Source organism: Streptomyces sp. JNUCC 63, assembly GCF_054366325.1.
This window is the reverse complement of record NZ_CM135963.1, coordinates 6,496,288-6,508,939: the sequence shown is the minus strand read 5'-3', so window position 1 is coordinate 6,508,939 and position 12,652 is coordinate 6,496,288. Positions and strand designations below refer to the sequence as shown.

Annotated in this window: 13 protein-coding genes; 1 reads left to right on the top strand and 12 read right to left on the bottom strand. The window is 73.2% G+C overall.

The window, feature by feature from the left end; translation table 11 throughout:
- The first annotated feature begins 93 nt into the window (after positions 1-93).
- Positions 94-597: a transcriptional regulator BldD gene (gene bldD / locus ACX25U_RS30015; RefSeq protein WP_004990661.1), complete on the top strand. Its 504-nt coding sequence runs from the start codon at positions 94-96 to the stop codon at positions 595-597.
- A 171-nt stretch (positions 598-768) separates the two neighbouring features.
- On the opposite strand, the gene nusB is transcribed toward bldD, so the two are convergent.
- The 12 genes from nusB to ACX25U_RS29955 all read right to left on the bottom strand — a co-directional run bounded on the left by nusB (position 769) and on the right by ACX25U_RS29955 (position 12,651).
- The gene (gene nusB, locus ACX25U_RS30010) at positions 769-1,203 is read right to left on the bottom strand and encodes a transcription antitermination factor NusB (protein WP_454384612.1); all 435 of its coding nucleotides are present in this window, start codon (positions 1,201-1,203) and stop codon (positions 769-771) included.
- A gap of 2 nt (positions 1,204-1,205) precedes the next feature.
- The gene (gene efp / locus ACX25U_RS30005) at positions 1,206-1,772 is read right to left on the bottom strand and encodes an elongation factor P (RefSeq protein WP_454384611.1); all 567 of its coding nucleotides are present in this window, start codon (positions 1,770-1,772) and stop codon (positions 1,206-1,208) included.
- Positions 1,773-1,828: 56 nt separating this feature from the next.
- Positions 1,829-2,938 (bottom strand): aminopeptidase P family protein, encoded by a 1,110-nt coding sequence (locus tag ACX25U_RS30000; protein WP_454384610.1) that lies wholly within the window; start codon positions 2,936-2,938, stop codon positions 1,829-1,831.
- 246 nt (positions 2,939-3,184) lie between these two features.
- Positions 3,185-4,069, bottom strand: coding sequence for a Pro-rich N-terminal domain-containing protein (locus tag ACX25U_RS29995; protein ID WP_454384609.1), 885 nt, complete (start codon positions 4,067-4,069; stop codon positions 3,185-3,187).
- A 164-nt stretch (positions 4,070-4,233) separates the two neighbouring features.
- Entirely contained in the window at positions 4,234-5,325 is a 1,092-nt protein-coding gene (gene aroB / locus ACX25U_RS29990; RefSeq protein WP_454384607.1) for a 3-dehydroquinate synthase, read from the bottom strand.
- Positions 5,322-5,840 (bottom strand): shikimate kinase, encoded by a 519-nt coding sequence (locus tag ACX25U_RS29985; protein WP_454384606.1) that lies wholly within the window; start codon positions 5,838-5,840, stop codon positions 5,322-5,324. The genes aroB and ACX25U_RS29985 overlap by 4 nt, the downstream gene beginning before the upstream one ends.
- A complete protein-coding gene (gene aroC / locus ACX25U_RS29980; RefSeq protein WP_454384605.1) occupies positions 5,837-7,021 on the bottom strand; it encodes a chorismate synthase in 1,185 nt (394 codons plus the stop codon). Before aroC ends, ACX25U_RS29985 begins: the two co-directional genes overlap by 4 nt.
- 1,000 nt (positions 7,022-8,021) lie before the next feature.
- A complete protein-coding gene (locus ACX25U_RS29975; protein ID WP_454384604.1) occupies positions 8,022-9,524 on the bottom strand; it encodes an aldehyde dehydrogenase family protein in 1,503 nt (500 codons plus the stop codon).
- Positions 9,521-10,195: an HD domain-containing protein gene (locus tag ACX25U_RS29970; protein WP_454384602.1), complete on the bottom strand. Its 675-nt coding sequence runs from the start codon at positions 10,193-10,195 to the stop codon at positions 9,521-9,523. Before ACX25U_RS29970 ends, ACX25U_RS29975 begins: the two co-directional genes overlap by 4 nt.
- On the bottom strand, positions 10,192-11,469 hold the full coding sequence (locus ACX25U_RS29965; RefSeq protein WP_454384600.1) for an NAD(P)/FAD-dependent oxidoreductase: 1,278 nt from the start codon (positions 11,467-11,469) through the stop codon (positions 10,192-10,194). Before ACX25U_RS29965 ends, ACX25U_RS29970 begins: the two co-directional genes overlap by 4 nt.
- 3 nt (positions 11,470-11,472) lie before the next feature.
- Positions 11,473-11,793: a 2Fe-2S iron-sulfur cluster-binding protein gene (locus tag ACX25U_RS29960; protein ID WP_454384598.1), complete on the bottom strand. Its 321-nt coding sequence runs from the start codon at positions 11,791-11,793 to the stop codon at positions 11,473-11,475.
- 87 nt (positions 11,794-11,880) lie between these two features.
- Positions 11,881-12,651 carry an SDR family NAD(P)-dependent oxidoreductase gene (locus ACX25U_RS29955; RefSeq protein WP_454384596.1) on the bottom strand — a complete coding sequence of 257 codons (771 nt, stop codon included), beginning with the start codon at positions 12,649-12,651 and terminating at the stop codon, positions 11,881-11,883.
- Between the last annotated feature and the right edge of the window lies 1 nt (position 12,652).

Here is a 12,652-nt window from a genome sequence, read left to right as displayed (position 1 = left end):
CGCAAGAGTAACGCTGCGTAACCTCACAGTGAGTTACCAGCCGCGCGGCGGGAAACCAAGCCGGCCGCGTCGACACAGTGTCCGGGGAGCCATATGTCCAGCGAATACGCCAAACAGCTCGGGGCCAAGCTCCGGGCGATCCGCACCCAGCAGGGCCTTTCCCTCCACGGTGTCGAGGAGAAGAGCCAGGGACGCTGGAAGGCGGTCGTGGTCGGTTCGTACGAGCGCGGCGACCGTGCCGTGACCGTGCAGCGCCTCGCCGAACTGGCGGATTTCTACGGAGTCCCCGTGCAGGAGCTGCTGCCGGGCACCACTCCGGGCGGCGCCGCCGAGCCCCCGCCGAAGCTGGTCCTGGACCTGGAGCGGCTGGCCACGGTGCCGGCCGAGAAGGCGGGCCCGCTGCAGCGGTACGCGGCGACGATCCAGTCGCAGCGCGGTGACTACAACGGCAAGGTGCTCTCGATCCGCCAGGACGACCTGCGCACCCTCGCCGTCATCTACGACCAGTCGCCCTCGGTCCTCACCGAGCAGCTGATCAGCTGGGGCGTGCTGGACGCGGACGCGCGCCGCGCCGTGGCGTCCCACGAAGAGAGCTGACCGCCTGAGCGGCTTGCGCAGAAACGTACCGTCGGGGGGCCGGAACCATGCTGTTCCGGCCCCCCGACGGCGTTCTGCGGGCCTGGAAAGCCCAGGCGTATCAGGAACACGCGGAACAGCCGGAGGGCCCGCAGCGGGCGCGCTGCGGGCCCTCCGGCATGTTCGCTGTTCTCAGGACTCGTTCCGGCGCAGCGAGGGCTTGAGGTCCTTCAGCCGGCCGAGCAGGCCGTTGACGAACGAGGGCGACTCGTCCGTGGAGAACTCCTTCGCCAGCTGCACCATCTCGTCCAGAACGACGGCGTCCGGGGTCTCGTCGACCCAGATCAGCTCGTACGCGCCGAGCCGCAGGATGCTGCGGTCGACGACCGGCATGCGGTCGAGCGTCCAGCCGACCGCGTACTGGCCGATCAGCTCGTCGATGCGGGTGGCGTGCTCGGCGTAGCCCTCGACCAGCTGCATCGTGTACTCGCTGACCGGCGGTTGTCGGGTGTCGGTCCGGGAGAGCCGGATCCAGTCCGCGAGGACAGTCAGGACCTCGGCTCCGCGCTGGTCGGCCTCGAAGAGGATCTGGAAGGCACGCTTGCGGGCCGTGTTGCGGGCAGCCACGGTTAGCTGCTCACCCGGCCGAGGTAGTCGCTGGTGCGGGTGTCGACCTTGATCTTCTCACCGGTGGTGACGAAGAGCGGCACCTGGATCTGGTGGCCGGTCTCCAGGGTGGCGGGCTTGGTGCCACCGGTGGAGCGGTCGCCCTGGACGCCCGGCTCGGTCTCGGCGATGGTCAGCTCGACGGCGGCGGGGAGCTCGACGTAGAGCACCTCGCCCTCGTGCTGGGCGACGGTGGCCTCGAAGCCCTCGATCAGGAAGTTGGCGGCGTCACCGACGACCTTGCGGTCGATGTGCAGCTGGTCGTAGGTCTCCATGTCCATGAAGACGAAGTAGTCGCCGTCCATGTAGGAGAACTGCATGTCGCGCTTGTCGACGGTGGCCGTTTCGACCTTGACGCCGGCGTTGAACGTCTTGTCGACGGTCTTCCCGGAGAGCACGTTCTTGAGCTTGGTGCGCACGAAGGCCGGGCCCTTGCCGGGCTTGACGTGCTGGAACTCGACGACGGACCACAGCTGGCCGCCTTCGAGCTTGAGCACCATGCCGTTCTTGAGGTCGTTCGTGGAAGCCACGGTTGCGGAATCTCCTGGACTGACGTACGACCCTGGGGCGGGCGCCCAGCGCGAGGCTAGAGCGCGAGGAGCTCCTTGGTCGTGATGGTGAGTAGCTCGGGTCCGCCGTCCGCCTCGGGGCGTACGACGAGCGTGTCATCGATCCGGACGCCGCCCCGTCCCGGGAGGTGGACCCCCGGTTCGACGGTGACCGGCACGCAAGCGTCCAGTTTACCCATGGCCGAGGGGGCCAACTGCGGGTCCTCGTCGATTTCGAGTCCGACCCCGTGCCCGGTGAGGGGCTGCAGGCGCTCGGCGAACCCGGCGGAATCCAGGACCTGACGCGCGGCGCGGTCCACGTCGCGGTAGGCGACGCCGGGGGTCAGGGCCTCCCGTCCGGCGCGCTGGGCGGCGAAGACCAGGTCGTACAGCTGGATCTGCCAGTCCGCCGGGGACGTGCCGATCACGAAGGTACGGCCGATCTCGCAGCGGTAGCCGCGGTAGGCGGCGCCCAGGCACACCGAGAGGAAGTCGCCCTCCTCCACCCGCCGGTCGGTGGGCCGGTGGCCGCGGCGGCCGGCGTTCGGGCCGGTGGCCACGGAGGTCGGGAAGGCGGGACCGTCGGCGCCGTGGTCGACGAGCCTCCGCTCCAGCTCCAGGGCGAGATGGCGCTCGGTGCGGCCGACGAGGATGGACTCCAGCAGCTCGCCGAGGGCCTGGTCGGCGATCTCGGCGCCGATCCTCAGATTGGAGATCTCCTCCTCGTCCTTGACGACTCTGAGCTGCTCGACCGCGCTGTCGAGGTCCGCCAGCCGGAGCCGGGGCGCCACCGAGGCGAGGGCGCGGTGGCGGGCCACGGTGAGGTGGTGTTCCTCGACGGCGAGCGAGTCGGCGCCCTGGGACTGGGCGAGGTCGGCGGCGGCGACGGCCGGGTCGCCGCCGGGGGGTTGGGGCAGGACCTGCACGTGCAGGGCCTCGTCGGGGCGGCCCTCGTAGGGCCGGTCGTCCGGGGGGCTCTGGCACAGCAGGAGGTCCTCGTGCTTGGCGAGGAGCAGGACGGCACCGTGCGGGAACGCTCCCGCGAGGTACCGGACGTTGGCGGGACGAGTCACCAGCGCCGCCGCGCTGCCGCCCGCGTGGCAGCGTTCCCTCAGCCGGGTTCGGCGGGCCGCGTACACCTCTGGCATGAACCGAGCGTAAGAGTCGTGGCTCAATATCGCCGTTCGGGAGGGCCGAGTGGGGTCTCCTGCCGCAGGGCGTGGTTTCCGCCGGCCTCGCTTTCGCGGTGCCCGGTGTTGCTGCGGAGGGCGGGGGCGCTTACCGGCGCTGACAGGGTGCCTCCCCCAAGCTCTTCGAGCAGGGGTACCCCCAGCGCCCTGGGGGTACCCCCAGGCGTTCAGCACTGGGGGAGGCACGGCTGCCCGCAGTGTGAGTCACCAGGTCGGTGGGCTGGCCAGTGATCTGGTCAGGATCTCGTCCAGGAGGTGGGCCGTGGAGGGGATGTCCATCGTGGAGTTGTCGATGATGGGGAGGCCCGAGCCGTACCAGCCGGCCATGCGGCCGTGGATGCGGGCGACCTCCTCGTCGGTGAGGCGGCGGTTGCCGGTGCGCTCGGCGTTGCGCTCCAGGACGACGTCCAGGCCGGGCAGGAGGACGATCGGGAGCAGGCCGGGGCCGACGTGACGTTTCCAGCCGCCGAGGCCGACCACCGGGCGGTCGGGGAAGACGGCGTCGTCGAGGATGCACGAGATGCCGTTGGCGAGGAAGTTGCGCGCGGCGAAGCCGCAGGTGCGGCGGGCGAGACGATACTGCGCCTCGGAGTTGTCGTTCCATCCCGACTGCGGGTCGGCGAAGCCGGAGCGGACCCATTCGCGCACGTCGTCGAGGCTGATGTGGGCGGTGGGCACACGGCGGTGGTCGGCCCAGTACTTGGCGACGCTCGTCTTGCCCGCGCCCGCCGGTCCGATCAGCAGCACCGCCAGCGTGGTGGTCGTCGGGTCGGGCACGGTCTGGGCGGGCGGCACGCTGGGCATGCCGACCGGGGCGCCCGGCGGCAGCCGGACGTGGCCCGTGGCGTCCGGCGGAACCGGAGGCGCCGACGGGTGCGGACCCTGTGGCTGCGGGCCCTGCGGGGGTGGAGCCGACGGGTGGCCGGGGGGCGGTGGCGGGGGCACGGGCGCGGAGCCCTGGGGCGCACCCGGGTGGTGTGGCCCCAGGTGCTGTGGCCCCGGGTGGTGTGCGGCCGGTGGCCGGCCGAGGGCCGGTCCGTGCCCCGGCTGGTGGGGCGGCGGCAGCGGTGAACCCACTGCGTGCTGCATCCGGTGCGACTCCGTCTCGTACGAGGCAATTGGCGCCGGCGGCGGGCCCGACCCCGCCGCCTACCGAACGGTACCGTCCCCGGCCGCCGTATGGTGAACGGCCGGGCGCGGCCCGAAGTGCCCGTCGCCGTACGGCGGATCGGACGAAGGGGGCTCGGCGGGACCTACTGCCCCACCTCGCCGTAGGCGGCGAGCAGCACGGCCGGGTCCGGGCCCTCCAGGACGGTGGGCTTGGCGAGGCCGTCCAGGACGATGAAGCGCAGCAGGTCGCCGCGGGACTTCTTGTCGACCTTCATCGTCTCCAGCAGCTTGGGCCACTGGTCGTAGCGGTAGTGCAGCGGCAGGCCCACCGACTCGAGGATCGTGCGGTGCCGGTCGGCCGTGGCGTCGTCCAACCGGCCCGCGAGACGGCCGAGTTCGGCGGCGAAGTGCATGCCGACGGCGACTGCCGCGCCGTGCCGCCACTTGTACCGCTCGTTCTTCTCGATGGCGTGGCCGAGCGTGTGCCCGTAGTTGAGGATCTCCCTGAGGCCCGACTCCCTGAGGTCGGCGGAGACGACGTCCGCCTTGACCCGGATGGAGCGCTCGATGAGTTCGGCGGTGTGCGGGCCGGCCGGGGTGCGGGCGGCCTCGGGGTCGGACTCGATGAGGTCCAGGATCGCCGGGTCGGCGATGAAGCCGGCCTTGATGACCTCGGCGAGTCCGGAGACGTAGTCGTTGACCGGGAGGGAGTCCAGGGCGGCCAGGTCGCACAGTACGCCCGCGGGCGGGTGGAAGGCGCCGACGAGGTTCTTGCCCTCGGCGGTGTTGATGCCGGTCTTGCCGCCGACGGCCGCGTCGACCATGGCCAGCACGGTGGTCGGGACGGCGATCCAGCGCACCCCGCGCAGCCAGGTGGCCGCCACGAAACCGGCCAGGTCGGTGGTGGCGCCGCCGCCCACGCCCACGATGACGTCGGTGCGGGTGAAGCCGGACTGGCCAAGCGCCTTCCAGCAGTAGGCGGCGACCTCGGCGGTCTTGGCCTCCTCCGCGTTGGGCACCTGGATGGCGATCGCCTCGTAGCCCTGCTCGGCCAGGTCGGTGCGGAGCGCGTCCCCGGTCTCGGCGAGTGCCTCGGGGTGGACGACGGCGACTCGCTTGGCTTTGTCGCCGACCAAGCCGGTGAGTTCGCCGAGGAGTTGGCGGCCCACCAGCACGTCGTAGGGGTCGCTGCCCGCGGTGCCGCCGACGTGGATCCGCGTCACTGCCTCGCTCATGCTTCCTTCAACTCCAGTGCGTCCAGGGCGGCTTGGGTGACGTCTTCGGGCGTACGGCCGTCGGTGGCGACCACGGCCGTGGCGACCTCCTCGTAGAGGTGCCGGCGGGCCTCCATCAACTCGCGCCACTGCTTGCGCGGGTTGACGGCGAGGAGCGGCCGGGCGGCGTTGAGGCCGGTGCGTCTGACGGCCTCCTCGACGTCCATCGACAGGTAGACGACCCGCAGTCCGGCGAGCAGGGCGCGGGTGTCCTCGTCGAGGATCGAGCCTCCGCCGAGGGCCAGCACGCCGTCGTGCTCGGCGAGTGCCCGGCGCACCGCGTCCTTCTCGATCGCGCGGAAGACGGGCTCTCCCTCGTCGACGAAGATCTCGGCGATGGTACGGCCCTGCTCGGCCACGATGTCGTCGTCGGTGTCCCGGTAGGCGAGCCCGAGACGGTCGGCCAGCATCCGTCCGACGGTGGACTTGCCCACGCCCATCGGCCCGATCAGGACGACGACCGGTACGGCGCTCACCGGATCGCCAGGTTGTCGAGGTACGACCGCACGTTGCGACGGGTCTCGGTCACGCTGTCGCCGCCGAACTTCTCCGCGACGGCGTCGGCGAGGACGAGGGCGACCATGGCCTCGGCGACGATGCCGGCGGCCGGCACCGCGCACACGTCGGAGCGCTGGTGGTGGGCCTGCGTGGGCTCGCCGGTGGAGACGTCCACGGTCCTCAGGGCCCGGGGCACGGTCGCGATCGGCTTCATCGCGGCGCGCACGCGCAGCAGCTCGCCCGTGCTCAGCCCGCCCTCGGTGCCGCCGGAGCGGCCGGTGGCGCGCTTGATGCCCTCGTCCGTGGTGACGATCTCGTCGTGGGCCTTGGAGCCGGGCACCCGCGCCAGGTCGAAGCCGTCGCCGACCTCGACGCCCTTGATCGCCTGGATGCCCATGAGCGCGGCGGCGAGCCGGGCGTCCAGCCGGCGGTCCCAGTGCACGTGGGAGCCGAGGCCCACGGGCACGCCGTACGCCAGCACCTCCACCACGCCCCCGAGCGTGTCGCCGTCCTTGTGGGCCTGGTCGATCTCCGCGACCATCGCCTTGGAGGCGTCCGCGTCCAGGCAGCGCACCGGGTCCGCGTCCAGCTTCTCGACGTCCGCCGGGGTCGGGTACACGCCGTACGGCGCCTTGGCCGCGGCCAGCTCCACGACGTGGGAGACGATCTCGATGCCGGCCGTCTCCTTCAGGTACGACCGGGCGACGGCGCCCAGCGCGACGCGGGCCGCGGTCTCGCGGGCGGAGGCCCGCTCCAGCACCGGCCGGGCCTCGTCGAAGCCGTACTTCTGCATGCCGGCCAGGTCGGCGTGGCCGGGCCGGGGGCGGGTCAGCGGCGCGTTGCGCGCGAGCTCGGCCAGCTCCGCCGGGTCCACCGGGTCGGCGGCCATGACCTTCTCCCACTTGGGCCACTCGGTGTTCCCCACCATGACCGCCACCGGGGAGCCCAGGGTCAGTCCGTGCCGGACACCGCCGAGGAAGGTGACCTCGTCACGCTCGAACTTCATCCGGGCGCCGCGCCCATAGCCGAGGCGCCGCCGCGCGAGGTGGTCCGCCACCGTCTCCGTGGTGATGGGCACGCCGGCGGGAAGGCCCTCCAGCGTGGCGACGAGTGCGGGCCCGTGGGACTCCCCCGCGGTCAGCCAACGCAACCTGCTCAACGGTGCTCCTCAGTGCTCGCGCGCCCTGTGTACTGCCCTGCGTACGCGCGCCCTCGCGCGTGGTGACGGCCCGACCGGGTGCGCGACCCCGGCCCGCCGTCTCCGATCCTCCCACGTCCGGCCCCGGAACCCGGCCGCCGGTCCATCAGGCGGACGGGCCGGCCCGGTCGGGTCCCGGGGCGGACACGTTTCAGGCGGGCCGCCGGTCCACCATGCGGACAGGCGCGGCCCGAGCTCGGCTCGGGCGGCACCGAGGACAAGCGCGCCTGATGGCGTCCCGCCAGGTCGTGCAGGGGATCGAGGCGCCGGAATCCGCAGGTCGGGGACGACGGCCCCGCCGGATCGGGTGTTCAACCCGCCTCAACGGGACGCTTCGCGGGCTGCCGCCTCCACGGCGACCGCCGTGGGACTCATACCGGAACACGAAGCGCTTGATCCCCTGCACCACGTCGTGGGACACGACCGCGCGCCTCGGGTCGGTCGCCGGTCCACCGGGCAGACGGGCCCGGCCGGGACTGCGCGGCCCGGCAGAGGCGGTGCGCGAGAACGGGAACGGGCGGCGCGAGCAGGACCGGGAGACGGGCGCGACCCGACCCCGCCGCCGACCCACCAGCCGGACAAGCCCGGGCCGGGCCGGGCCGGGCCGGGCCGGGCCGGGCCGGGCCGGGCCGGGCCGGGCCGGGCCGGGCCGGGGCGGAAAACGGGCACGCCCCGGGCCGGGTGACGGCGGACCAGGGACGGGGCGCCCGCACGATGGCTGCCGGGAGTGGGCCCCGGGGGACGCCGGCACCGCTCGGGTGCCGCGCGCGGGGCCAGGGCCGGGCGCCCTCGGTGCCTGCGACACGTGCGTGCCGGGTGACCAAAGCCGGTGCCCCGCCGGTCGTGGGCTGCCGCGTGGAACTGCCGGGCCTCCTTCGCCCCCTCCACCGTGTCCGCCGCCCGCCGCGGCAAAGCCGCGGGGACGCGGCGGAGGGGGTCCCCTGCCGGGGCCGCGTCCCCGTCAGGCGCGGCGGTGGATCGACTTCGGGGTCAGATACGCCGTCAGGCCCTCCATGCCGTACTCGACGCCGAGGCCGGAGTCGTGGCGGCCGCCGAAGGGGGCGGAGTGGTTGGAGGCGAAGAAGTTGATGCCCACCGATCCGGTGTCCATGCGGTGGGCGACCGCCAGGGCGGCCTCCGGGTCGGCGGAGAAGACCAGGCCGCCGAGGCCGAAGGGGGTGTCGTTGGCGAGGGCGATCGCCTCGTCCACGTCGTCGTACGGCAGGACGGTCACGACGGGGCCGAAGATCTCCTCGCGGGCCACCCGCATCCCGGGGGTGACGTCGGCGAGCACGGTCGGCTGCACGAACCAGCCGGGGCCCGGCAGGGCGCGGCCGCCGGTGGTGACGCGGGCGCCCTCGCGTTCGGCGTCGGCGAGGAAGCCGAGCACCACCTCGTACTGTGCGCGGTTGGCCATCGGGCCGAACACCGTGTCCGGGTCGAAGGGGTCGCCCTGGGCCGCGGCGGCGACGGTGCCGGTGACGGCCGCCAGCACCTCCTCACAGCGCTCGGCGGGGGCCAGGATCCGGGTGGAGATGTAGCAGGTCTGGCCGGTGTTGCGCATCGAGGAGCGGATCAGCGCCGCGGACATCCCGGCCAGGTCGGCGTCCGGCAGCACGATCGCGGAGGACTTGCCGCCGAGTTCCAGGGTGACCGGGCGCAGCAGTTCCCCGCAGGCCGCGGCGATGCGCCGGCCCACCGGAGTGGACCCGGTGAAGGCGACCTTGGCGATGCCGGGGTGCCGGACCAGGGCGTCTCCCGCGCCGCCGTCGCCGGTGACCAGGTTGACCACGCCGTCGGGGACCCCGGCCGCCGCCGCGGCCTCCACGACGAAGCGGATGGACAGCGGGGTGGTCTCGGCGGGCTTGATCACGGCGGTGCAGCCGGCCAGCAGCGCCGGGGCGAGCTTGATGGCCACCAGGTTGATGGGGAAGTTCCACGGGGCGATCAGCGCGCAGGGGCCCACCGGGTCCCAGCGGACCAGCGACTCGGCGCCGCCCGCCGGGAAGGGACGGATGTCGTCCCGCTCCAGCCGGCCGGCCAGCGAGGCGAAGTACCGGAAGATGCCTGCCGCGTTGGCGGCGGCGCCGGCGGTCTCGGCGACCGGCGAGCCGTTCTCCAGGGTGTTGGTGCGGGACAGGGGCTCGGCGCGCTTCTCGATCTCGTCGGCGATCCGGAGCAGTACCTCGGCCCGCTCGGCGGGGCTCTTGCGGGGCCAGGGGCCCTCGCGGAAGGCGCGTACCGCCGCCGAGACGGCCGCGTCGACGTCCTCCGGGCCGGCGGCGGGGGCACTCCCCCACTCCTCCCCGGTGGCCGGGTAGACCACCGGCAGCCGTCCGGTGCCGCGCGCGCGTGTCCAGGCGCCGTCCACGTACAGGTCGTCCACGTGGGTCCAGGGCAGCCCGGCGGTGTGCGCGGCGGCGGGCGCCACGCTCGGCGCCGGGCCGGCGGCCTTCCCGGTCACCGCAGCACCCCGGTCTTCAGCAGGGCGTTCGACCGGGCCAGGTCGGCGCCGGCCATCTCGATGGCCGCCTCGGTCAGCAGCTCGGGCACGATCTCGGTGGCGAGCCGGTCGCAGTAGGTGGCCGGGTCCATCCCGAACCAGCCGGAGGCGAGCGCGATTCCGGCGTGGTCGAAGCGCCACAGCCGGTCGGCGTCGCGGACCAGGGCGTCCTCCAGGGAGTACGCCTCCTTGCGGGTGTCGTGGCCGTCGACGATCGCGCACACGGCCTCGACGAACTCCTCGTCGTAGCCGAGCGGCGGCAGCACCTCGCGGGCGATCAGGCAGCCCTGGCGTTCGTGCTCGTAGCGGATCTCGGCCTTGCGCCAGTCGCCGCTGAAGCCCTCGGAGAGGATGCGGCTCTCGTCGACCCGGCCCCAGCCGGTGTCGTGCAGCAGGATCGCCACCCGGACCAGCAGCGCGTTGGCCTCGGGGTGGGCGCGGCACAGCCGTTCGGCGTAGGCGAGCGATATCGGCAGGTGGATGTCGTTGCTGCGGGCCCGGGTCTCGGGGACCACCGCCGCCCAGATCGGGTCCAGGTCGGTGGTGGCCGACGGGGTGAGCGCCACCGGGCCGGTGTCGACCGGTGCCGTGGCCGGCACCGGGGTGGGGGGCAGGGGGTGGACGAGACTCATCGGAGTGACTCCTCACGGGGTGCCGTGGTGATCGTCTTCAGCGGGACCGACACGTCGGCCGCGGAGTCGGCGGGGATCGTGGCCCCCTTGGCGAGCGCCGCCTTCACGGCCATGAAGTCCAGGGGGTGGTTGACGCAGTCGGCGGCGATGATCCGGTCCTGCCGGTAGTACAGGACGCTGTGCCGGCCCTTGTCCGGTTCGACCCGCAGGACGGTCCGGTCGTAGCCGGTGGACAACCCGGCGATCTGCAGCTTCAGTTCGCCCTGGTTGGACCAGAACCAGGGGATGCCCGGGTACTCGCCCTCGTGTCCCGTCAGGGCGTGGGCGGCGACCTTGGCCTGCTCGACGGCGTTGTTGACGCTCTCGAACCGGACCCGGTCGCCCTCGGGCGCGCCCGGCACCGGATTGGGCTGGTTGGCGACGTCACCGAGGGCGAGGGTCACCCCGTCGGAGGCGACCGCGCGGCGGTCCACGACGATTCCGTTGTCGACGGCGAGCCCCATGCTCTCGGCGAGTTCGGTGTTGGGGACGACGCCCACGCCGACCAGCACCAGGTCGGCGGGCAGGGTGCGGTCGCCGACGACGACACCGACGACCCGGTCGCCGTCGCCCTTGACCGCGGCGACCTGGCTGTCCAGCAGCACCTCGATGCCCCGGTCGCGGTGGTGGGCGAGCAGGTACGTGGAGGTCTCGGGGCCGACGGCCCGGCCGACCAACCGCGGCCCGGCCTCCACGACGGTGACCCGCTTGCCGAGGGTGTGCAGGCTGGCCGCCGCCTCCAGGCCGATGAAGCCGCCGCCGATGACGACGACGTCCCGCACCATGGGCACCCGGGCCTTGAGTTCGAGCGCGTCGTCGGCGTTGCGCAGGTGGAGCACGCCGGGCAGGTCGGCGCCGGGCACCGGGAGCCGGCGGGCGCGCGCGCCGACGGCGAGGGCGAGCCGGCCGAACGGGAAGACGGCCCCGGACCTGGCGTGCGCCACGCCCGATCCGTCGGCGTTCTTCTCGACGCGGACGATGCGCTCGTTCTTGACGACGTCGATGGCGTGCTGGTCCCAGTACTCCTGGGTCCGGAAGATCAGCGACTCCTTGGTGACCTTGTCCTGGAGGAACTCCTTGGACAGGGCGGGCCGCTGGTAGGGGCGGTGGTTCTCCTCGCCGAGCAGGGTGATCGGCCGGGTGTCGCCCAGCGCGCGCAGCGTGCCGGCCAGGGCGACGCCCGCCTGGGAGGAGCCGACGATGAGCAGTCCCGGGTCGGTCGACTGGTCGGTCATCGTTCAGACCTGCGTCTCGGGCGTGGTGACGTGCAGGTCCATGCCGGGGGTGACCCTGATCTGGCAGCACAGGCGGGAGTTGTCGGCGCGGTCGACGGCGGCGCCCCAGAGCATCTCGTCCTCCATGTCCTCCATGGCGGGCAGGCCGGGCAGCTCGGCCTCGTCGACGAAGACGTGGCAGGTGGCGCAGGAGAGCGAGCCACCGCACTCCCCCACGATGCCGGGTACGCCGTTGCGGACGGCGGTCTCCATGACGGTGTCCCCGGGGTTGGCCTCCACCGTGCGGCTGGCGCCGGTGGCGTCGGTGTAGGTGATCGTGGGCATCTCGAGTCCTTCGCTGGGTCGTGCTCGGTGTGGTGCGGGCGGGTCGGGGAGGCGTACCCGCGGTGGGCAGGGACGGGTCGTACGGGGTCAGACGAACTGGCGGCCACCGTCGACCACGAGGGTCTGTCCGGTGACGTATCCGGAGTCCGGTCCGGCCAGGAACAGCGCGGCACCGACGACGTCCTCGGGATGACCGGCCCGGCGCAGCGCGCCGCGGTCGACGCCGTACTGTTCGGCGTTCTCGATCAGGCCGTAGCTGGCCTCGGTGAGGGTGAAGCCCGGGGCGATCGCGTTGACCGTGATGCCCCTGCGGCCGAGTTCCTTGGCCATGACCCTGGTCAGGGCGATCACGCCGCCCTTGGAGGCCACGTAGTGCAGCCAGTTCTCCGAGCCGCTGTAGACGGTGGCGGAGGACAGGTTCACCACCCGGCCGCCCTCGGGCAGGTACGGGCTGCAGGCGCGGACCATCAGCCAGGGGCCCTTGAGGTTCACGCCCATCACCAGGTCCCACTCGGCGGGGCTGATCTCCTCCAGGGGACTGCGGGTGACGGTCGCGTAGACGGCCGCGTTGTTGACGAGTACGTCGATGCGTCCCTCGCCGAACTCGGCCACCCGCGCGGTGGCGGCGGCCACCGACTCCGGGTCGGTCACGTCGATCCGGCCGTGCCAGGCCTCGGCGCCGGCCCCGGTGACCAGGCGGGCGGTCTCCTCGGCGCCGGCGGTGTCGAGGTCGGCGACCGCCACCCGGTAGCCGCGGGCGGCGAAGCCGAGGGCGAAGCTCCGGCCGAGGCCGCCGGCCGCGCCCGTCACCAGGACGGTACGGCCGGTGCCCTCGGGCTGCTGCGTGTGGGCGGTCATG